Below are 18,275 nucleotides of genomic sequence, written 5' to 3' on the forward strand. Positions count from 1 at the left end.
TGGCCCCACCGGACCGTTGAATTTAAAAAAACCGCTTCCGCTGGCTCGCCGACGGAATATTCTCCTCCGCACGATATTTGGCCACCGTCCGTCGTGCAATCAAGACCTGCTGAGTCTTAAGACGAGCGGCGATTTCCTCATCCTTTAAAGGACGCTGATGGTCCTCTTCGGCAATCATCTTTCGAATCATCTCTCGTACTGTCACGGAGGAGAGCATATCGGACGGCTGATCCACCCGCTGAAGCCCTGCATTGAAAAAGAACTTGAGTTCCAGCATTCCCTGCGGACAATACATATACTTATTGGCGGTGACGCGACTAATCGTCGATTCATGCATTCCGATGTCTTCCGCAACCTGCTTCAGCACCAACGGTTTGAGATACTGGACGCCCTTCTCAAAGAACTGCTCCTGAAACTTCACAATACTCGTGACCACTTTCACGATGGTCTTATTCCGCTGCTCAATGCTCCGAATCACCCATTGTGCCGCTCTCAACTTCTCATCGAGATAGGACTTGGTTTCGGCCGCCCCGCCTTGGCCGGACGCCATCAACTGCTTGTAGTAGGGGCTGATCCGCATGCGAGGCAAGCCGTCGTCGTTCAACAGCACGACCCACTCGCCTTCATTCTTTACGACAAAGACATCCGGCACGATCACATAATTCTGCGTATTGCTGAAAGGCCGGCCTGGCTTGGGCTCCAAATCACCGATGAGCTTGGTGGCTTCAAATACTTCTTCGACCGTCACATCCAACGCTTTCGCGATCTTGCCGTACTGCTTCTTCTCCAAATCCTTCAAGTGATGCAGAATAATCCCTTCGACGACCGCACCCTTGAGCGCTCCAGGTCTCGCGCCAAGCGATCCCATGGGATTCTTTCCCAGATGCCCAAGCTGGAGCAACAGACATTCAGGCAAATCACGAGCGCCCACACCCGTCGGATCGAAGGTCTGAATATCCTTCAAGACGGACTCGGCTTCGGCTTCAGTGAACTCCGTGCCGCTTATCACCTCGGCCAACGAAATGCGCAGGTAGCCGTCATCATCGAGGTTGCCGATGATAAGACGCCCGATGGCCTTCTCCCGTTCGGACAAACCGGACAAGGAGAGCTGCCACAAGAGATGCTCTTCGAGAGAGGTCGCCTTCGCCACCGTTTGTTCATAGGAGGGGAACTCGTCTTGGGAGGAGGAGGGATACTCTGAACCTCCCGACCGGCGGTCGCTTCCAAAATATTCTTCCCAGCCTGCGGCGGAAAACTCTTCCGGCGATCCCCGCTCCTCCAGCGTGCCGGATTCCTCTGATGGTTCCTGAGGCGTCTCGGCAGGAGCACTTTCGGCCTTCTCTTCCGTGGCACTGGCTTCAACTTCTTCAACCTCCGCCGCCACCTCGTCGAGCAAGGGATTCTCCAGAAGATGCTGCGCCAGACTCTGTTGCAACTCAAGCCGGGACAACTGCAACAGCTTGATCGCCTGCTGCAACTGCGGCGTCATGATCAGTTTTTGACTCAGTTTGAGATCAAGGCGAAGCTTCATGGCGAACCGAAGAACCCCCTAGAGTTTGAACCGTTCCCCGAGATACACCGCTCGGGCTGTCTCGCTCTTCACAATGGCATCCGGAGACCCCGTCTCCAAAATCAGTCCTTCATTGATAATATACGCACGATCCACAATCGAGAGCGTCTCTTGAACATTGTGGTCCGTGATGAGAATGCCGATTCCCTTCTCTTTCAGCCGGAGAATGATTTGCTGAATATCCGCCACGGCAATCGGATCAATCCCGGCAAACGGCTCATCCAGCAACATGAAGGACGGATTGGTCGCCAGGGCGCGTGTAATTTCCAATCGCCGCCGCTCCCCGCCGGATAAGGCATAGGCCATGCTTTTACGAATATGCAAGAGATCAAGGTCCTTGAGCAACGCGTCGACTCTGGTCGCCCGATCGCCCCGAGGATACCCCAGGACTTCCAAAATCGCCAAGACATTATTCTCCACCGAAAGCCGGCGAAAAACGGATGACTCCTGCGGAAGGTACCCAATTCCTCTTCTGGCCCGTTGATACATGGGCAGCTTGGTAATGGACTCGCCGCTAAAAGTAATCTCCCCCTCATCCGGCTGGCACAGGCCGACCATCATATCGAAGATGGTCGTTTTCCCAGCTCCGTTCGGCCCGAGAAGACCCACCACTTCACCGGCGTGCACTTCAATCGCCACCCCCTTCACCACCTTGCGTCCGCGAAAGCTCTTCACCAGTCCGTCGGCCCGGAGACAGTCGGTTGGCTTGTCGGCAACCGATGATGGCAAGGCCCCGGGCTCTACCGATGCGCCTTGGCTCATTGACTCCGGCCTCCCTCACCGTCAATCCGAAGATGGGTTCCTCCCTCTACAACGCTCCGATCCTCATCAAGGTAGATAATGATCTTTTCTCCGCTGACTCGGGTTCCCTTTTCCCAAGCCACGGGATCACCGGTCAAAGTGACAATTCGCCGGCTGTTATCGAATACCGCCTTGTTGGAGGTGGCGTTGCCCCCCTCCCGCTCGATTCTCACATGGCCCGTGGCCTCGATTTGCTTGACCGATTGACCGGATGAACCAGGCATCACATCAGACTTCTTAGGAGCCGACTGAGAAGACGTTGAGCCTGACCGCTTAGAATCGCCCGCCTGCGCCTTTTGATCCCCGCCTCCACGAGGATGGAAGGAGACCACCATCTTATCCGAATAAACCATCAAGGTCCCTTGAGTCAGAACCACCGTCCCCTCAAATATCGCCAGACTATCCTGATTCCGCACCGTCATTTTCTTTGCCGTGATATTGGTGGGGGGAGCAGCCGCCTCCTGAGGCTTGGCCTGGCCGCCATCCGCTGATTGAACCGACAATGCACTGGCCGGGGACATGAGATTAAGAAGCAGGAGACACATCCACATGTACATTATCCAACACCTCAAACTCTTCGGACTCCATATGCCCCAACAGGCCACGCCCCGTAATTTCAAGTCCGTTTCCGACAATGCGCACCGGATCGTCCGTGCGGAGAATTTTCGTGGCATCGGTCCAGGCCAAGTGATTCGTATAGATGGTGTACCCGCTTCCGGTCTCGATCACAAGCGGGTCCGTTCGATTCGCAAGCACAAAGTCTTTTGTGGCCGTATCAAGCGACCCTTCCTCGCCAGAAACCGTCAACTCTTTTCCGGCCTGGCCGTAGAGCGTCACCTCGACCTCATTCAGAATCGCCCGCCTTTCCTGCTCGAACAAACGCGCCTGTTTGGCCTCCACCTTCCACTGCACCACATCCCCCTTGGTCTGAGTAAAGGTGAACTCTGAAATCTTGGCATCGGCTTGTTCAATGGTGCCGGGCGAGGCAGAACGACTCACAGGAACAGAATCAGCATTGACAAAGAGGAGATAAGCAAGAAATACAGCCAACACTCCGCTCAGGGCCAGAAGAATCCGCCTTGCGACCACCTCCCACATGCTATACACAATTCCTTATACGGACAGGAGACATCCACGGCACAATCGATAGTAGCATTCAGTCCCCGGCAAGTAAACGGCCCGGAAGGGAGAGCGTAAAGCAAGGGCTCCTCACGCATGAAACGTGAGGAGCCCTTAGAAAAGCAATGCAGCGAGCGGAAACTATGCGGATGGCTCGGAAGGAGTAGCAGGAGCTGCGGGAGCAGTGACGCTGGCTTTCTTTGTCAGAGGCTTCTCCACCTTCGATACAAGCTCAAGAGCCACCAGTTCTGCGCCATCCCCGATACGCCGACGAGTCTTAATCATTCTGGTGTATCCACCCGGCCGATCGGTGAATCGTCCTGCGACATCACTGAATAGCTTGGACACGACGTCCTTGCTCCGCAAGAAACTCAGCGCCCGACGACGAGCCGACAACGTGCCTTCCTTGCCCAGCGTAATCATCCGATCCGTAAACCCACGCACTTCTTTGGCCTTGGCTTCGGTCGTTTCAATACGTTCATGGTCTAACAACGATGTGACCATATTCCGAAACAACGCCCACCGATGCTTCGTCTGCCGACCGAGTTGCCGACCTTTTTTTCTGTGTCGCACGGCGTTCCCCTTCGCTGAGAATTACTCTGACTGCTGACTTCCAGTGCTGGACGTTTCGGCCTCAACCTTGCCGCCCAGCGTCAGACCCATTTCAGACAAAATTTCCTTGATTTCATTGAGAGACTTCTTGCCGAAGTTCTTCGTTTTGAGCATTTCGTTCTCGGTCTTCTGAACAAGATCTCGAATCGTCTTGATATTCGCATTTTTCAGGCAATTCGCCGCGCGAACGGACAGCTCAAGCTCATTGACGCTCCGCGACAAATTCTTATTTTCTTCATGGAGCGACTCTTCATACCCAGCCTCCCGCTTCCCCTCACCCCGTTCTTCAGGGTTAATGAAGATGTCCAAATGGTCGCGAAGAATCCCCGCCGCCGTGGACAACGCATCCCGCGGGCTGATCGTGGCATCCGTCCAAATCTCCATCGTCAACTTATCGTAATCCGTCATCCGACCCACGCGCGCATTCTCGACATGAAAATTCACGCGCTTGATGGGGGAGAAAACAGAATCGATTGCGATGACGCCGATCGGCAAACCTTCCTCTTTGTTCCGCTCGGCCGGCATATATCCGCGGCCGTGTTTGACGGTCATTTCAATATCCAGCGTCGCGTCCTTATCGAGCGTGGCAATGTGCAGGTCAGGGGTAAGTATCGTGACATCCGCGTCATGGATAATATCAGACCCCTTCGCCTCACCCGGCCCCTTTTTCCGCAAGCGGATGGTCCGCGGCTTGTCGGTGTGCAGCGCCAGGCGGAGACTCTTGATATTAAGAATGATGGAAGTCACATCTTCCGTAACGCCAGGAATCGTTGAGAACTCGTGCAGCACTCCCTCAATTTTCACGGTGGTGACCGCGGCCCCGGTCAGCGAGGACAGCAAGACCCGCCGCAATGCGTTTCCAATCGTAGTGCCGAAACCCCGTTCAAATGCCTCGGTGGTGAATCGGCCGAATGTTGGGGAATGCGCATCACTGTCGACTTCCACCCGCATCGGGACCTGAAAGTCTTTCATCGCTTTAATCATGACTCCCCCTTGACTACCATCGAGTGACAAGCCTACCGACGGGAGTGCATCACTGAAACACACCCACTCCCTCTCGGCCTAAAGTTCTATCGAGAATACAACTCCACCACCATCTGCTCGTTCACAGGCAGAGTGATTTGATCTTTGGCCGGCAACGCCCGAACGGTGCCTTTAAAAGCGCCCTTGTCGAGTTCCAGCCAGTCCGGAATCCCGCGACCATCCACGCCTTCCAGAGCCGCCTGAATTGAAGGAACATTCCGGCTGCGCTCACGAACCTGAATGACATCTCCGGCCTTCACAATTGCCCCGGCGACCGTAATCTTCTTGCCGTTCATCGTGAGATGTCCATGGCTGACAATCTGACGCGCCTGCTTTCTGGATGCGCCAAACCCCAGCCGGTAGGCGACATTGTCCAAGCGGCATTCCAGCAATCGCAAGAGAGCATCACCCGTGACACCCGACTGCCGCTCAGCCCGCTCAAAGACACCGCGGAACTGGCACTCTTGGAGCCCATAAATACGCCGCAACTTCTGTTTCTCACGCAACTGCTGGCTATAGTCTGAGATCCGAGGACGAGCCTGACCATGCTGGCCCGGCGCATAGCTCCGTCGCTCGATGGCGCACTTTTCGGTCATACACCGAGTGCCCTTCAAAAACAGCTTTTCACCTTCGCGCCGGCAAAGCCGACAGACTGGACCCCGATACTTAGCCACTACTCTACCTCCGGTTACAGGACGCCCGCCGTCAGGCGACCATAATTACGACTATCGTGCATCATCAACCGAGTCGGAACTAGACACGCCGCCGCTTTGGCGGGCGACATCCATTGTGAGGAATCGGCGTCACGTCACGAATCAGGTTGATGCGCAACCCTGCGGCCTGAAGCGAGCGAATCGCCGACTCACGACCGGCTCCGGGTCCGTTCACATAGACATCAATCTGTCTCATTCCGCTTTCCATAGCCTTGCGCGCCGCAGTTTCTCCAGCACGCTGCGCCGCGAACGGTGTACTCTTACGAGACCCCTTGAATCCCTGATTGCCGGCGCTCGCCCAAACCACCGTGTTACCGCTCATGTCCGTGATGGTGACAATCGTGTTATTGAAAGACGCCTGGACATGCGCGACTCCGTTTTGGACGATCCGGCGCTCTTTCTTCTTACCTTTCTTCACACTCATACAGACTCCTTCACTCGTTCACGAGAGCTAGACGCTCGGTCAGGCCTTCGAGGTTGGTCTTGGTTTGCTTCCTACCCCTGACCGTCGCCCCTTCCTGGTCCGGGCATTGGTCTTGGTACGCTGTCCACGAACCGGCAAGCCTTTGCGGTGACGCAACCCGCGATACGTCCCTGTGTCAATCAGGCGTTTGATGTTCAAGGACATCTCCTTCCGGAGATCGCCCTCAACCCGATGATCCCGATCAATGATCTCTCTGAGCTTGACGATCTTATCTTCGCTCAGATCCTTGATGCGGATGGCTCCATCAACACCCGCCTCTTTCAAAATCTTGCGGGCTGCGGTTCTCCCGATTCCATAAATGTACGTGAGTCCGATATCCGTCCGCTTGTCCCTCGGCAAATCAATGCCTGCGATACGTGCCATGATCTCTCCCCTTCCTACCTATGTCCGTAGACGAGCACGGGCCTTGTTTCCCAGCTTTACCCTTGTCGCTGCTTATGCCTGGGGTTTTCGCACAAGATCCTGACCACGCCCTGACGACGGACCACTTTGCATTTTGCACAAATCGGTTTCACTGAAGACTTTACTTTCATAACTCGTCTGCGCTCCTACTACTTGAATCGGTATGTGATCCGGCCTCTCGTCAAATCGTATGGAGACATCTCCACCGTGACTTTGTCTCCGGGAAGAATCCGGATAAAATGCATCCTCATCTTCCCTGAAATATGCGCCAGGAGGATATGGCCATTATCGAGTTTGACGCGAAACATGGCATTGGGTAACGTTTCTGTCACCGAGCCCTGAACTTCGATAACATCTTCTTTTCCCACGTACTCCTAGTCCTCACTCACGCATGCCGTTCGGCAGCATCTCCGACACGTTGACTCAGCACACGGGCAGGCCCGGCTGGCTGAATTGCCACGGTATGCTCAAAGTGGGCTGAAAGGCAACCGTCTGCCGTCACCGCCGTCCATCGATCATCTAAGACTCGGACGGCGCTTCCACCCATATTGACCATCGGTTCAATCGCTAAGACCATCCCTGGCTGCAATCGTGGCCCATGGCCAGGCTTTCCATAGTTGGGAACCTGCGGCTCTTCGTGCAGTTGACGCCCGATTCCATGCCCCACAAACTCGGTGACTACCGAGTAGCCGGCGGCTTCAACATGCCGCTGGACCGCATGAGAAATATCCGTCAACCTTTTCCCGACGATCGCCTGCTCAATGCCGAGGTCCAGCGCTTCCTTCGTGACCCGGATGAGTCGGGCCACCTTCTCATCGACTCGACCAACAGCCACTGTTACGGCAGAGTCGCCGTAAAACCCGCCAACAATGGCGCCGAGATCGAGTCCAATGATATCTCCATCCTTGAGCTTGCGCTTGGAGGGAATACCGTGGACAACTTGATCATTCACGGATGCACAGAGCGTCTTCGGATAGCTGCGATATCCCTTAAAAGCCGGAACCGCTCCTCTCGATCGGATCGCTTCTTCAGCGATGCGATCAAGATCATCGGTTGTAACGCCGGCCCGAGTTTCACGCCTGACAATCTCAAGCGCTTCGGCTACCACTCGCGACGCCTCTGCCATAACCGCAATTTCTTCAGGCGTCTTCAGAATGATCATGCCGTCTTACGCGTCGCCAACACCTTCGTCAGATTTTGAGACACCGTCTCCACAGACCCGCTGCCGTCAAGATTCGACAATAAGCCCTGCTTCTCATAAAAACTGATCAAAGGGGCCGTCTGCTCGTCATATACTCGCAAGCGTGTTTCGATGGCCTCTCGTTGATCGTCGCTGCGCTGAATAAGCGGCCCCCCGCAACGATCGCAAATCCCACTCACCTTCGATGGCGCAAAATCAAGGTGGAACGTTGCCGGGCATTTCTGGCAACTGCGCCTCCCGGTAAGACGTTTAACCACATCCTCGCGGGACACCTGAAAGTTGATAACCCGGTCCAAACTGATCTTCCTGTCCACCAGGACCTTTGCCAACTCTTCGGCCTGTGGAACGGTCCTTGGAAACCCGTCGAGAACAAAGCCCTTGCCACAGCTAGGATCACTCAACTTGTCCCGCACAAGGCCAATCACAACTGAATCAGGGACCAGCTTTCCTTGATCCATAAAGCTCTTGGCTTCTAATCCAAGCGGAGTCTGACTCCTGACCGCCTCGCGCAACAAGTCCCCGGTGGAAATCTTGAGGAGACCATTCAAGGACGCGACTTTGTCAGCCTGCGTCCCCTTTCCCACCCCAGGCGCTCCCAGAAAAACCAGCCGCATAAGCCCTTACCCGCTCCGACCGCGCAACGGGCCCATCCCCTTGCCAAGGAAGCCCTCATAATTACGCATGAGCATATGAGACTCGATCTGCTGTGCCGTGTCGAGTCCCACACCGATCACAATCAAGAGGGAGGTCCCGCCAAAGTAAAATGGGACGTTCAGCTTATAAATCAAGAACTCAGGAATAACACAAACGATGGCTAGATAAATAGCCCCGGCAAACGTTATTTTTGTGAGGACGTTATAGATATAGTCAGAGGTGCGCTGTCCAGGCCTGATCCCGGGAATAAACCCGCCGTATTTTTTCATGTTGTCAGCCATATCGACGGGGTTCAACACAACAGCGGTGTAAAAGAAGCAAAAGAAAACAATCAGTCCGACATACATCAAGGTGTACAACACCGAGCCTGGAGCGAGTTGCGCACCGATAGCTTTCACCCACGGGGTTTCAAAAAAACCGGCGATCGTAGCGGGAAAGGCGATAATCGACGATGCAAAAATAGGGGGAATAACGCCTGCCGTATTGATCTTCAATGGGATATGCGTATTCTGGCCGCCATAGACCCTTCGGCCGACAACCCGCTTGGCATACTGTACGGGAATTTTCCGTCTCCCACTTTCAAGAAATACAATTGCCGCAACTACCCCGACCATTAAGAGTGCCAGGCCAACCAGCAAGACGATATTCAGCTGACCGATTCTATACAAATCAAAAGTCTGAGCCACCGCCGCCGGAAGGCGTGCAACGATCCCAGCGAAAATGATGAGTGAGATACCGTTTCCGATTCCTCGCTCGGTAATCTGCTCGCCGAGCCACATGAGAAACCCAGTGCCTGCCGTCAGGGTAATCACCGTCATCAGGCGGAATGCCCAACCGGCATTGAGCACAAACGCGCCCTGATTCATCTGTTCAAGACCGATGGCGATACCGAATCCCTGAATCAACGCGATAACAATGGTCCCGAACCTTGTGTATTGAATAATCTTTTTGCGGCCACGCTCCCCCTCCTTGGCAAGTTTGGAGAGATGAGGAATGACCACCGTGAGTAGCTGAAGAATGATCGAGGCGCTGATATAGGGCATGATCCCCAGCGCGAAGATGGTCAGGCGAGAGAGAGACCCTCCGGAGAAAATATCCAGAAACCCGAGCAAAGCGCCGCCTTGTTTCTGGAGAAAGTCGGAAAGAGCATCGCCGTTGATTCCAGGAGTCGGGATATGCGCCCCAACCCGATACACCACGAGCATGACGAGGGTAAAGAGAACCCGCGTCCGCAGTTCAGGAATCTTAAAGATATTCTGGAAGCTGGTAAGGAGTCGCTCAAACACCGCCGATAACCTCGACTCGACCTCCAGCTGCCTGAATCTTCTCCGCGGCAGCCTTGCTGAACTTGTGCGCCTGGATCACAAGTGCCCGCTTCACCTCGCCGTTGCCCAAAATCTTGATCGGAAGACTTTTCCGCTTGACCATACCGGCATCAACAAGGGCTTGCGGGGTCACCATGTCAGGACCGGCCCATGACTCAAAGCTCTTCACATTGATGATGTTGAATTCAGCTCTGAACGGATTCGTGAACCCGAACTTCGGCAGACGCCTTACGAGAGGCATCTGGCCGCCTTCAAATCCAGGCCGCTTTGCTCCACCGGATCTGGCCTTTAAACCCTTGTGCCCCTTGGTTGCAGTCTTCCCATGACCGGAACCCGGGCCACGACCGATACGCTTGCGACGCTTCTTTGCTCCCCTTGCAGGGGTTAAATCATGCAGATTCATGGTTTTCCAACCTCAAGAAGATAACCAACCTTGTGAATCATCCCACGAACCTGGGGCGTATCAGGATGAACCGCTGTCTGTCGAATATGCCTGAGCCCAAGGCCTCGCAGAACGAGGCGATGCTTTTCAGGCGTGCCGATAGGACTCCGCATGAGGGTCACGCGAACCCCGGATGCATTTGACTTCGTGGCTTTTGATTGGTTTGCTGAGCTCATCCGACAATTGCCCTTTCACGCTGTCCACTTCCAGCCTCACGCCGAAGGCGAAGCACTTCTTCAGGATTCCGTAATTGGCAGAGACCTTCAAGCGTCGCCCTGACCGTATTGAATGGATTCCCGCGGCCAAGCGTTTTAGAAATAATATTATGCGCGCCGACAAGCTCAACAACCGCCCTGACTGCACCGCCGGCAATGATTCCGGTCCCATCGACAGCCGGCTTCAAAAGAACGTGTTCGGCACCGAAGAGACCATGAACCTCATGCGGGATCGTTCCGCCCTTGAGGGAGACGTGCACAAGGTGCTTCTTGGCCTGTTCAACCGCCTTTGCAATAGCGACTGGAACCTCGGCGGCTTTTCCTTTGCCGATCCCCACCCAGCCATTACCATCGCCGACGACCACCAGGGCGCAGAAGTTAAAACGCTTGCCGCCCTTCACCACCTTGGCGACGCGGTTGATGAAGACGACCTTGTCTTTCAGGTTTAGCTCATCTGGATTTACTCGCACGCGATTCCTCTCTTCTTCCTTCCCACCCCCCTGGGCGAGAGTCACTTAAGTAAACGGTCTAGAACTGAAGCCCCCCCTCGCGAGAAGCCTCAGCGAGAGCTTTCACTCGTCCATGGTACATACGTCCGCCTCGGTCAAACACGACCGACGATACATTCGCCGTCTTTGCCCGGTCGGCCAGAAGTTTCCCCACGGCCTTGGCAGCCTCAATGCTCCCCGTCGACTTTAAGGAAGTCCTTAATGCTTTATCAAGGGAGGATGCGGCAGCCAGCGTCGAACCCTTCAGGTCATCGATGATTTGTGCATAGATATGCGATCGGCTGCGAAACACGTTAAGCCGCGGGCGCTCGGTGGTGCCAAATACCCGCTGACGGACCCGCTGCCTTCGCTGTTCAAGTTGTCGTGCTTTTTCTGCTGTATTCATGGTGCGCCTATTTCCCCGTCTTGCCTTCCTTCTTACGCAACGTTTCGCCCATATACCGCACGCCCTTTTGCTTGTACACATCGGGAGGCTTGATGGCGCGCAGATTCGCGGCAACTTGCCCAACCAATCGCTTGTCGATTCCCTTGACGTTGATCAAAGTCTGTTTGTCGATCTTGACATCAATCCCGGTTGGAACCTGGTAATTCACCGGATTGATATAGCCGACGTTGAAGCTCATCGTCTTGCCCTGCAGCGCCGCCTTGTAACCGACCCCGGTGATCTCCAGAGATCGCTCGTACCCCTTCGTGACGCCGTGAATCATGTTATTCAACTCGGCACGAACCAATCCATGGAGGGCACGCACCCTCCGGTCATCACTGGAACGGCTGACGAGAACATGGCCGTTCTCAACCGCGACCGCGACACCCTGAGCTAGAGACCAATCCAGCTTTCCGAGCGGTCCCTTGATCGAGACGGTCGGACCAGCGACTTTCACTTCCACTCCAGATGGAATGGCAATCGGCTTTTTCCCAATCCGTGACATGGTTGTCTTTCCTTAATCCTTAGCCTTTAACCGACACTCTTACCATACCGAACAGAGCACTTCACCGCCGAGCCCGTTCTTTCTGGAATCCGCATCTGTCATAATGCCTTTCGATGTCGAAAGAATCGAGACGCCGATCCCGTTCCGCACCTTGGCAATTTCCTTGCTGCCGACATAGACCCGCCGCCCTGGCTTACTGATACGCTGCATGCCAGTAATCATCGGCTGGCCTTCGCCGACATAGCGAAGCTGAACCGTCAACACGGGATGGCCGTCTTCGGTCGTTGACTCCACGCCATCAACGTAGCCTTCCTTCTTAAGGATATCCAAGACGGCACGCTTCAGTTTTGAGGCAGGCACCGAGATGGTGTCGTGTCGCCGCTGCGAGCCATTCTTTAACCGAGTGAGGAGATCGCTAATTGGATCAGTAACCATGCTGCTCCCTTTTCTTTCCCTTCTATCTCAAATGCCGCCGGCCGCTACCAGCTCGACTTGCGAACGCCGGGGATATCCCCCTTGAGGCTCAACAAGCGGAAGCAAATTCTGCACATACGAAAGCGATTCAAAAACCCGCGTACACGGCCACACAATGGACATCGGTTGTAACACCGGCTCCCAAACTTTGGCTTGCTGACAGCCTTATTCCGTAGCGCTAAACGTGACACATAAACTCCTTCTGCTCAATGGCCCGATCAGGGCCTGATTAGCCTCAGGCCCTGAATGGCATGCCAAGATGCTTCAGCAGCGCCTTGCCTTCGTCGTTCGTCTTCGCCGTCGTCACGATCGTGATATCCATGCCGTGAATCGACGCCACTTCGTCATACTTGATTTCCGGGAAAATCAACTGCTCTTTGAGACCAAGCGTATAATTCCCACGACCATCAAATGCCTTTGGGGAGACGCCCCTGAAATCCCGAATGCGCGGCAGAGCGAGCGTCACCAACCGGTCAAAAAACTCGTACATGCGCCGGCTTCGTAGCGTCACCTTCGCACCAATGGGAAGCCCCTGGCGCAATTTGAACCCTGCAATGGCCTTCTTCGCCCTGGTAATGACCGGCTTCTGCCCCGTGATCGTACCGAGTTCCGTCACCGCTCCCTCGAGCAACTTGACATTCTGAATCGCCTCTCCCATCCCGACGTTCAGGACAATGCGCTCGAGCTTGGGTACTTGCATCACATTTTTGTAGCCAAACTCTTTCATAAGAGCAGGCACGACTTGTTGCTGATACGCGTCTCTGAGTCTCGGTTTAAAATGGGACTCGTGACTACCCTCGTCCAATGCCTGAGGCGCCGCCACGCCGTCTTTCTTTGATGACTTTCGCTCAGACGGCTTCGCTGTACGCCCTTTTTCAACCTTCGCCATGCGTTACTCCTCAACCTACTCGACAATCTCGTTCGACTTCTTGCTGTACCGAACCCGTCGTCCATCTTCCAGCTTACGCATTCCAAGACGCGTCGGCTTCTGAGTGACGGGACAGAAGAACATCACGTTTGAAATGGCGATCGGAGCCTCTCGCTCAAGAATCCCGCCTTGCTTTGCCTTCTGATTGGGCTTGGTATGACGCTTGATCATGTTGAGTTTTTCAACGATCAGCTTCCCCTTGGCCAAATCGACGGACAAAACCTTCCCTGATTTCCCGGACTCACGACCGGAAATCACGACCACCGTGTCGCCTTTTCTAATTCTGCTTTTCCGAAGTGCTTGCACAACGCCCCCCGCGAAATCGTCCCTATAACACTTCCGGTGCCAGGGAGATGATTTTCATGAATTTCTTCCAGCGCAACTCGCGCGCGACCGGACCGAAAATGCGCGTCCCGATCGGCTCGCCATCTTTATTTATCAACACGCAGGCATTCCGGTCGAACTTGATGTAGGACCCGTCCTCTCGACGAACCTCTTTCGTAGTGCGAACGATCACCGCACGGCTCACATCGCCCTTCTTCACGCTGGCCTGCGGGATAGCTTCCTTCACCGCTACCACAACGATATCTCCGAGCGAAGCATACCGACGGCGAGTCCCCCCGAACACATGGAAACACATCGCCTGTTTCGCCCCAGAGTTATCAGCGACATCCATATAGCTATAATTCTGAATCATGCTCGCGATCTTCCTTACAAGCTAGACAAACGGACCAATGAACCCCTTACTTCCCAATCACTTCAACCACACGCCAATGCTTATCTTTGCTGATAGGACGTGTCTCAACCATCCTCACCCGATCGCCGATCTTGCACACATTCTGCTCATCGTGCGCCTTAAACTTAGTGATCCGGCGAAGCACTTTGCGATAGATGGGATGGATCACCGATCGCTCAACCGCGACCACCACGGTCTTGTTCATCTTATTGCTCAACACGCGACCAACCCACTCGCGCTTACTCCCTGCATCTGACATAGTCTCTATCCTTTACCCTAAAGTTCAGACCTTTGAGACTTCCCGCAAGACGGTCTTGATTCGCGCTAGATCGCGCTTGGCTTTCCGAATCTGCATCGGATTTTCAAGCCGTCCCGTGCCGAGCTGAAACCGAAAATTAAACAACTCCTGAACAAGTTGTTTCTCTTTTTCGAGCAACTCCTGGGCCGTCAATTGTCGCAATTCCTTAACATCCAACGCCATATACGCTACTCCTCAGCGAACACGCACTATTCCCGTTAAAACTCTCCGCGAGTAACACACTTTGTCGCCACCGGCAATTTATGAGAGGCCAGCCGGAATGCTTCTTTCGCCACATCAAATGGCACGCCGTCCATCTCATAGAGAATTCGGCCCGGCTTGACGACGGCAACCCAATACTCAGGGTTACCCTTTCCTTTACCCATACGGGTTTCGGCCGGCTTCTTCGTAATGGGCTTGTCCGGGAATATTCTGGTCCAGACCTGCCCACCTCGCTTCACAAAGCGAGTAATCGCAATTCTTGCCGCTTCAATCTGACGACTGGTTACCCAGCCCGGCTCCAGCGCCTTGAGACCGAACTCGCCAAGCGTGATCTGGCCACCACGATAGGCCTTTCCGGTCATCCGGCCCTTCTGCATCTTTCTGAACTTAACTTTCTTTGGCGCTAACACAGTACGTTCTCCTTCCCCTTATCGCCGTTCGAGCATGGCTTCTGATTTCAACGGTTGAGCGGGAAGCAACTCGCCCTTATAGAGCCAGGTTTTCACACCGATCTGCCCCATCGTGGTATGCGCCTCCGCAAAACCGTAATCCACCTCAGCACGCAGCGTATGTAGAGGAACCCGCCCCTCACGGTACCATTCCGTTCTGGCAATCTCTGCACCGCCCAATCGTCCAGCAACCATAATCTTGATGCCCTGCGCGCCGAGCCGCAGCGCGGACTGCACGCTGCGCTTCATCGCCCGACGGAATGCCACACGTTTTTCAAGCTGAGTGGCCACATTTTCGCTGACCAATTGAGCATCGAGCTCAGGCTTCTTAATTTCCTTTACGGTAATGTACACCTGACCACCGTATTGCTTCTCCAATTCCGCCTTCAACTTATCGACTTCAGCACCCTTACGACCGATGATGATACCAGGCCGAGCCGTATGAATAATCACACGGGTCTGATCACCGGATCGTTCAATTTCCACCTTTGAAACCCCGGCATGGTAAAGCTTGGCTTTGACCATTTTCCGGATCTTGATGTCCTGATGGAGCAACTTGGCGTAGTCTTTTCCGGCATACCATCTTGAATTCCAGGTGTAATTGTAGCCGAGCCGGTAACCGATTGGATGTGTTTTCTGACCCATACGACGTTTGCCTCAATATGCGGTGACGGTTTTTCTACAGGAACCCACTTGCCGATCGTTACTTTGTTTCATCCCCAACCGTCGGTGCTGCAACAACGACAGTGATATGGCTGGTCCGCTTCTGAATCGAATTGGCACGCCCCATGGATCGTGCCCGGAAACGCTTATAAATTGGGCCGCAATTGACAAACGCTTTCGAGACCACCATCGACTCGCTGTCGCCCATCTCCTTCTGCTCCGCATTAGCGACCGCAGACCGGAGAATCTTCTCGATCACCCGAGCTGCCTGACGGGGAGTGTGCTTCAGCATCGACAGTGCCATCGGAACCTGTTGTCCGCGAATCATGTCAACGACTGGCCGAGCCTTCCGAGGCGCGACACGTACGAATCTGAGAATTGCATGTGCTTCAGTCATGTCCTATCCTTTACCAGATAACCAGCCGGACAATCCGGCCCACTGATTACTTAAGAGCAACCGCTTTCTCAGTCTTCGCCTGCCCATGCCCCTTGAAAAAGCGAGTGGGCGCAAACTCTCCCAGCTTATGACCCACCATGTTTTCGGTGACGAAGACCGGAATGAACTTCTTGCCATTATGGACGGCAAAGGTGTGCCCGATCATATCCGGGACCACCGTCGATCGGCGCGACCAGGTCTTAATAATCTTGCGATCCTTGGTCTGATTCATCTGCTCGACCTTCTTGAGCAAATGGTCATCAATAAACGCGCCTTTACTAATTGATCTAGGCATTGCGCACTCCTGACTTACGTCGAGCAATAATGAACTTGTCGGTTTTCTTATTCTGCCTGGTCTTGTAACCCTTCGTGGGCAGTCCCCATGGTGAAACCGGATGAGGATTTCCCTGGCCTGATTTTCCTTCTCCACCGCCGTGCGGATGGTCAACGGGATTCATGACAACACCGCGAACGTGCGGGCGCTTTCCCTTCCACCGAGTCCGTCCGGCCTTACCCACGCTCACATTCTCATGATCGAGGTTTCCAACCTGACCGACAGTCGCCATGCAGGCTGACAAGACCTTGCGCATTTCACCGGACTTCAAGCGGATCTGCACGTACTCACCGTCACGCCCCATCACCTGCGCGGACCCGCCAGCGCTCCTGATCAACTGTCCACCCTTACCGGGCTTTAACTCGATATTGTGAATCGTCGTACCCAAAGGCATGCTGGAGAGTGGAAGCGCATTTCCAGGGCGAACCTCGGACGTCGGACCCGATTGAATCTGATCATTCACGCTCAATCCGACGGGCGCGAGAATGTACCGCTTCTCTCCATCTGCGTAATTCAAGAGTGCAATACGCGCCGACCGATTAGGATCGTATTCGATCGAGGCCACGCGAGCCAGGATGCCCACCTTGTCACGCCGAAAATCGATCTTGCGATAGAGCCGCTTATGCCCACCCCCACGAAACCGAACGGTGGTCCGTCCATCGGTATTTCTTCCACCAGTGCGCAAATGGAAGGCTGTCAGCGACTTTTCAGGCTTCTTCTTGGTCAAATCCTCCGTCGTCACGGCAGACATGCCGCGGCGTCCAGCCGACGTCGGTTTAAACGATTTTAATCCCATGCTCAGCCCCTACCTTCCCTCATCTCTATGCGCTTTCGTACATCTCAAGCTTCTCACCCTCTTTCAGAGTGACGAAGGCCTTCTTCCAATCAGACCGCTTCCCTGAGAATCGTCCAAGACGCTTGGTCTTTCCCTGGACATTCATGACGTTTACCTTCTTCACCTTCACCTTCAGAAGAGCCTCGACAGCCTGCTTGATCTGTAGACGGTTCGCATCTCGATGGACCACAAATCCAACCGTATTCGTCTTCTCTCTGAGGCCGGTAATTTTTTCAGTTAAAAGCGGCTGAACCAAAACCGCGTGCATGCTCACTTTCATGACCACACCTCACTCACGCGGGCGAGCTCTCGCTCAGGAATCAAGACAATCTCCGCGCGCACCACGTCATAGACGTTCAGACGGTCAGGATGCAAAACTGTAAGCGAGGAAAGATTTCTCGCTGCCTGCAGGACATTCGGCTGCGCATCCCCGGCAATCAGGAGCGCATGCTGATTCGCCCCAAACTGCATCAACGCCTTCGCCAACAACTTCGTCTTCGGCTGCTCGATCGACAGATCAGACACGACGATCACTTTCCCATCGGCCAGCTTCGCAGATAACGCGCTCTGCAATGCGGCACGATACTTCTTCTTCGGCATCGTATAAGAATAGCTTCGAGGCTTCGGACCGAAAACCGTACCGCCATGGCGCCACACCGGAGACCGAAGAGATCCCGCTCTGGCACGACCGGTATGCTTCTGCTTCCAAGGCTTTTTGCCAGACCCGCTGACTTCGCCACGACGCAAGGTCGAAGCAGTGCCCTGCCGCTCACAGGCCCGCTGCATAATGACCGCCTCATGAACCAATGCGGCGCGAACCTCAGAACCAAACACGGCCTGTGGCAATTCAACCGTGCCAACCTTTTTCCTCTTCAAATCGACAACATCGACCGTGGGCATG

The 18,275-nt window shown here is 54.4% G+C and carries 33 protein-coding genes; all 33 read right to left on the reverse strand.

All coding sequences use genetic code 11. The features are described from left to right. Positions 1–22: 22 nt before the first annotated feature. The 33 genes from rpoN to rplD all read right to left on the reverse strand — a co-directional run bounded on the left by rpoN (position 23) and on the right by rplD (position 18,274). Complete coding sequence (gene rpoN, locus ACO9S2_RS13650) at positions 23–1,531, reverse strand: RNA polymerase factor sigma-54 (RefSeq protein WP_423722930.1); 1,509 nt, start codon at positions 1,529–1,531, stop codon at positions 23–25. 18 nt (positions 1,532–1,549) lie between these two features. Then, positions 1,550–2,332, reverse strand: coding sequence for an LPS export ABC transporter ATP-binding protein (lptB, locus tag ACO9S2_RS13655; RefSeq protein WP_423722931.1), 783 nt, complete (start codon positions 2,330–2,332; stop codon positions 1,550–1,552). Then, entirely contained in the window at positions 2,329–2,922 is a 594-nt protein-coding gene (locus ACO9S2_RS13660) for an LptA/OstA family protein (RefSeq protein ID WP_423722932.1), read from the reverse strand. Before ACO9S2_RS13660 ends, lptB begins: the two co-directional genes overlap by 4 nt. Further along, entirely contained in the window at positions 2,897–3,469 is a 573-nt protein-coding gene (gene lptC, locus ACO9S2_RS13665; RefSeq protein ID WP_423723111.1) for an LPS export ABC transporter periplasmic protein LptC, read from the reverse strand. Before lptC ends, ACO9S2_RS13660 begins: the two co-directional genes overlap by 26 nt. 162 nt (positions 3,470–3,631) lie before the next feature. After that, positions 3,632–4,063 (reverse strand): 50S ribosomal protein L17, encoded by a 432-nt coding sequence (rplQ, locus tag ACO9S2_RS13670; protein ID WP_423722933.1) that lies wholly within the window; start codon positions 4,061–4,063, stop codon positions 3,632–3,634. Positions 4,064–4,084: 21 nt separating this feature from the next. Continuing rightward, positions 4,085–5,086, reverse strand: coding sequence for a DNA-directed RNA polymerase subunit alpha (locus tag ACO9S2_RS13675; protein ID WP_423722934.1), 1,002 nt, complete (start codon positions 5,084–5,086; stop codon positions 4,085–4,087). Positions 5,087–5,172: 86 nt separating this feature from the next. After that, positions 5,173–5,799 carry a 30S ribosomal protein S4 gene (gene rpsD / locus ACO9S2_RS13680; RefSeq protein ID WP_423722935.1) on the reverse strand — a complete coding sequence of 209 codons (627 nt, stop codon included), beginning with the start codon at positions 5,797–5,799 and terminating at the stop codon, positions 5,173–5,175. 79 nt (positions 5,800–5,878) lie between these two features. Continuing rightward, the gene (gene rpsK, locus ACO9S2_RS13685) at positions 5,879–6,262 is read right to left on the reverse strand and encodes a 30S ribosomal protein S11 (RefSeq protein ID WP_423722936.1); all 384 of its coding nucleotides are present in this window, start codon (positions 6,260–6,262) and stop codon (positions 5,879–5,881) included. A 39-nt stretch (positions 6,263–6,301) separates the two neighbouring features. Continuing rightward, on the reverse strand, positions 6,302–6,685 hold the full coding sequence (rpsM, locus tag ACO9S2_RS13690; RefSeq protein ID WP_423722937.1) for a 30S ribosomal protein S13: 384 nt from the start codon (positions 6,683–6,685) through the stop codon (positions 6,302–6,304). A gap of 56 nt (positions 6,686–6,741) precedes the next feature. After that, positions 6,742–6,855 (reverse strand): 50S ribosomal protein L36, encoded by a 114-nt coding sequence (gene rpmJ, locus ACO9S2_RS13695; RefSeq protein WP_423722938.1) that lies wholly within the window; start codon positions 6,853–6,855, stop codon positions 6,742–6,744. An 18-nt stretch (positions 6,856–6,873) separates the two neighbouring features. After that, entirely contained in the window at positions 6,874–7,092 is a 219-nt protein-coding gene (gene infA, locus ACO9S2_RS13700; RefSeq protein WP_423722939.1) for a translation initiation factor IF-1, read from the reverse strand. A gap of 17 nt (positions 7,093–7,109) precedes the next feature. Next, positions 7,110–7,886 (reverse strand): type I methionyl aminopeptidase, encoded by a 777-nt coding sequence (gene map, locus ACO9S2_RS13705; protein WP_423722940.1) that lies wholly within the window; start codon positions 7,884–7,886, stop codon positions 7,110–7,112. After that, the gene (locus ACO9S2_RS13710; protein WP_423722941.1) at positions 7,883–8,539 is read right to left on the reverse strand and encodes an adenylate kinase; all 657 of its coding nucleotides are present in this window, start codon (positions 8,537–8,539) and stop codon (positions 7,883–7,885) included. The genes map and ACO9S2_RS13710 overlap by 4 nt, the downstream gene beginning before the upstream one ends. Positions 8,540–8,545: 6 nt before the next feature. Then, on the reverse strand, positions 8,546–9,865 hold the full coding sequence (secY, locus tag ACO9S2_RS13715) for a preprotein translocase subunit SecY (RefSeq protein ID WP_423722942.1): 1,320 nt from the start codon (positions 9,863–9,865) through the stop codon (positions 8,546–8,548). Further along, a complete protein-coding gene (gene rplO, locus ACO9S2_RS13720) occupies positions 9,858–10,307 on the reverse strand; it encodes a 50S ribosomal protein L15 (RefSeq protein WP_423722943.1) in 450 nt (149 codons plus the stop codon). The genes secY and rplO overlap by 8 nt, the downstream gene beginning before the upstream one ends. Next, positions 10,304–10,522, reverse strand: a complete 219-nt coding sequence (gene rpmD / locus ACO9S2_RS13725) for a 50S ribosomal protein L30 (protein ID WP_423722944.1) — start codon at positions 10,520–10,522, stop codon at positions 10,304–10,306. Before rpmD ends, rplO begins: the two co-directional genes overlap by 4 nt. After that, complete coding sequence (rpsE, locus tag ACO9S2_RS13730; RefSeq protein WP_423722945.1) at positions 10,519–11,031, reverse strand: 30S ribosomal protein S5; 513 nt, start codon at positions 11,029–11,031, stop codon at positions 10,519–10,521. Before rpsE ends, rpmD begins: the two co-directional genes overlap by 4 nt. A gap of 58 nt (positions 11,032–11,089) precedes the next feature. After that, a complete protein-coding gene (gene rplR, locus ACO9S2_RS13735; protein ID WP_423722946.1) occupies positions 11,090–11,455 on the reverse strand; it encodes a 50S ribosomal protein L18 in 366 nt (121 codons plus the stop codon). Between the two features lie 7 nt (positions 11,456–11,462). Beyond that, positions 11,463–11,999 (reverse strand): 50S ribosomal protein L6, encoded by a 537-nt coding sequence (gene rplF / locus ACO9S2_RS13740; protein ID WP_423722947.1) that lies wholly within the window; start codon positions 11,997–11,999, stop codon positions 11,463–11,465. Between the two features lie 39 nt (positions 12,000–12,038). Further along, positions 12,039–12,434, reverse strand: a complete 396-nt coding sequence (gene rpsH / locus ACO9S2_RS13745; RefSeq protein ID WP_423722948.1) for a 30S ribosomal protein S8 — start codon at positions 12,432–12,434, stop codon at positions 12,039–12,041. A gap of 44 nt (positions 12,435–12,478) precedes the next feature. Further along, a complete protein-coding gene (locus ACO9S2_RS13750) occupies positions 12,479–12,664 on the reverse strand; it encodes a type Z 30S ribosomal protein S14 (RefSeq protein WP_423722949.1) in 186 nt (61 codons plus the stop codon). Positions 12,665–12,708: 44 nt separating this feature from the next. Next, on the reverse strand, positions 12,709–13,362 hold the full coding sequence (rplE, locus tag ACO9S2_RS13755; RefSeq protein WP_423722950.1) for a 50S ribosomal protein L5: 654 nt from the start codon (positions 13,360–13,362) through the stop codon (positions 12,709–12,711). Positions 13,363–13,377: 15 nt separating this feature from the next. Next, positions 13,378–13,707, reverse strand: a complete 330-nt coding sequence (rplX, locus tag ACO9S2_RS13760) for a 50S ribosomal protein L24 (protein ID WP_423722951.1) — start codon at positions 13,705–13,707, stop codon at positions 13,378–13,380. 22 nt (positions 13,708–13,729) lie between these two features. After that, positions 13,730–14,098, reverse strand: coding sequence for a 50S ribosomal protein L14 (gene rplN, locus ACO9S2_RS13765; RefSeq protein ID WP_423722952.1), 369 nt, complete (start codon positions 14,096–14,098; stop codon positions 13,730–13,732). Between the two features lie 46 nt (positions 14,099–14,144). Further along, positions 14,145–14,396 carry a 30S ribosomal protein S17 gene (gene rpsQ / locus ACO9S2_RS13770; protein ID WP_423722953.1) on the reverse strand — a complete coding sequence of 84 codons (252 nt, stop codon included), beginning with the start codon at positions 14,394–14,396 and terminating at the stop codon, positions 14,145–14,147. Positions 14,397–14,420: 24 nt separating this feature from the next. After that, complete coding sequence (rpmC, locus tag ACO9S2_RS13775; protein WP_423723112.1) at positions 14,421–14,612, reverse strand: 50S ribosomal protein L29; 192 nt, start codon at positions 14,610–14,612, stop codon at positions 14,421–14,423. 41 nt (positions 14,613–14,653) lie between these two features. Beyond that, positions 14,654–15,067, reverse strand: a complete 414-nt coding sequence (gene rplP / locus ACO9S2_RS13780) for a 50S ribosomal protein L16 (protein ID WP_423722954.1) — start codon at positions 15,065–15,067, stop codon at positions 14,654–14,656. Positions 15,068–15,085: 18 nt separating this feature from the next. Beyond that, positions 15,086–15,751: a 30S ribosomal protein S3 gene (rpsC, locus tag ACO9S2_RS13785; protein ID WP_423722955.1), complete on the reverse strand. Its 666-nt coding sequence runs from the start codon at positions 15,749–15,751 to the stop codon at positions 15,086–15,088. Between the two features lie 58 nt (positions 15,752–15,809). After that, positions 15,810–16,166 (reverse strand): 50S ribosomal protein L22, encoded by a 357-nt coding sequence (rplV, locus tag ACO9S2_RS13790; RefSeq protein WP_423722956.1) that lies wholly within the window; start codon positions 16,164–16,166, stop codon positions 15,810–15,812. A gap of 46 nt (positions 16,167–16,212) precedes the next feature. Continuing rightward, complete coding sequence (gene rpsS, locus ACO9S2_RS13795) at positions 16,213–16,500, reverse strand: 30S ribosomal protein S19 (RefSeq protein WP_423722957.1); 288 nt, start codon at positions 16,498–16,500, stop codon at positions 16,213–16,215. Then, positions 16,493–17,335, reverse strand: a complete 843-nt coding sequence (gene rplB / locus ACO9S2_RS13800) for a 50S ribosomal protein L2 (protein ID WP_423722958.1) — start codon at positions 17,333–17,335, stop codon at positions 16,493–16,495. The genes rpsS and rplB overlap by 8 nt, the downstream gene beginning before the upstream one ends. Before the next feature lie 25 nt (positions 17,336–17,360). After that, on the reverse strand, positions 17,361–17,654 hold the full coding sequence (locus tag ACO9S2_RS13805) for a 50S ribosomal protein L23 (RefSeq protein WP_423722959.1): 294 nt from the start codon (positions 17,652–17,654) through the stop codon (positions 17,361–17,363). Continuing rightward, entirely contained in the window at positions 17,651–18,274 is a 624-nt protein-coding gene (gene rplD, locus ACO9S2_RS13810) for a 50S ribosomal protein L4 (RefSeq protein ID WP_423722960.1), read from the reverse strand. The genes ACO9S2_RS13805 and rplD overlap by 4 nt, the downstream gene beginning before the upstream one ends. Position 18,275: the final 1 nt, after the last annotated feature.

It is taken from the genome of Nitrospira sp. NS4, assembly GCF_049546785.1.
Lineage (GTDB): Bacteria > Nitrospirota > Nitrospiria > Nitrospirales > Nitrospiraceae > Nitrospira_D.

Bases quoted from the DNA above. Each gene is read 5' to 3' on its own strand.
- rpoN (WP_423722930.1), bottom strand. From the start codon at position 1,531: ATGAAGCTTCGCCTTGATCTCAAACTGAGTCAAAAACTGATCATGACG.
- lptB (WP_423722931.1), bottom strand. From the start codon at position 2,332: ATGAGCCAAGGCGCATCGGTAGAGCCCGGGGCCTTGCCATCATCGGTT.
- ACO9S2_RS13660 (WP_423722932.1), bottom strand. From the start codon at position 2,922: ATGTGGATGTGTCTCCTGCTTCTTAATCTCATGTCCCCGGCCAGTGCA.
- lptC (WP_423723111.1), bottom strand. From the start codon at position 3,469: ATGTGGGAGGTGGTCGCAAGGCGGATTCTTCTGGCCCTGAGCGGAGTG.
- ACO9S2_RS13675 (WP_423722934.1), bottom strand. From the start codon at position 5,086: ATGATTAAAGCGATGAAAGACTTTCAGGTCCCGATGCGGGTGGAAGTC.
- rpsK (WP_423722936.1), bottom strand. From the start codon at position 6,262: ATGAGTGTGAAGAAAGGTAAGAAGAAAGAGCGCCGGATCGTCCAAAAC.
- rpsM (WP_423722937.1), bottom strand. From the start codon at position 6,685: ATGGCACGTATCGCAGGCATTGATTTGCCGAGGGACAAGCGGACGGAT.
- rpmJ (WP_423722938.1), bottom strand. From the start codon at position 6,855: ATGAAAGTAAAGTCTTCAGTGAAACCGATTTGTGCAAAATGCAAAGTG.
- map (WP_423722940.1), bottom strand. From the start codon at position 7,886: ATGATCATTCTGAAGACGCCTGAAGAAATTGCGGTTATGGCAGAGGCG.
- ACO9S2_RS13710 (WP_423722941.1), bottom strand. From the start codon at position 8,539: ATGCGGCTGGTTTTTCTGGGAGCGCCTGGGGTGGGAAAGGGGACGCAG.
- rplO (WP_423722943.1), bottom strand. From the start codon at position 10,307: ATGAATCTGCATGATTTAACCCCTGCAAGGGGAGCAAAGAAGCGTCGC.
- rpmD (WP_423722944.1), bottom strand. From the start codon at position 10,522: ATGAGCTCAGCAAACCAATCAAAAGCCACGAAGTCAAATGCATCCGGG.
- rplR (WP_423722946.1), bottom strand. From the start codon at position 11,455: ATGAATACAGCAGAAAAAGCACGACAACTTGAACAGCGAAGGCAGCGG.
- rplF (WP_423722947.1), bottom strand. From the start codon at position 11,999: ATGTCACGGATTGGGAAAAAGCCGATTGCCATTCCATCTGGAGTGGAA.
- rpsH (WP_423722948.1), bottom strand. From the start codon at position 12,434: ATGGTTACTGATCCAATTAGCGATCTCCTCACTCGGTTAAAGAATGGC.
- rplE (WP_423722950.1), bottom strand. From the start codon at position 13,362: ATGGCGAAGGTTGAAAAAGGGCGTACAGCGAAGCCGTCTGAGCGAAAG.
- rplN (WP_423722952.1), bottom strand. From the start codon at position 14,098: ATGATTCAGAATTATAGCTATATGGATGTCGCTGATAACTCTGGGGCG.
- rpsQ (WP_423722953.1), bottom strand. From the start codon at position 14,396: ATGTCAGATGCAGGGAGTAAGCGCGAGTGGGTTGGTCGCGTGTTGAGC.
- rpsC (WP_423722955.1), bottom strand. From the start codon at position 15,751: ATGGGTCAGAAAACACATCCAATCGGTTACCGGCTCGGCTACAATTAC.
- rplV (WP_423722956.1), bottom strand. From the start codon at position 16,166: ATGACTGAAGCACATGCAATTCTCAGATTCGTACGTGTCGCGCCTCGG.
- rpsS (WP_423722957.1), bottom strand. From the start codon at position 16,500: ATGCCTAGATCAATTAGTAAAGGCGCGTTTATTGATGACCATTTGCTC.
- rplB (WP_423722958.1), bottom strand. From the start codon at position 17,335: ATGGGATTAAAATCGTTTAAACCGACGTCGGCTGGACGCCGCGGCATG.
- ACO9S2_RS13805 (WP_423722959.1), bottom strand. From the start codon at position 17,654: ATGAAAGTGAGCATGCACGCGGTTTTGGTTCAGCCGCTTTTAACTGAA.
- rplD (WP_423722960.1), bottom strand. From the start codon at position 18,274: ATGCCCACGGTCGATGTTGTCGATTTGAAGAGGAAAAAGGTTGGCACG.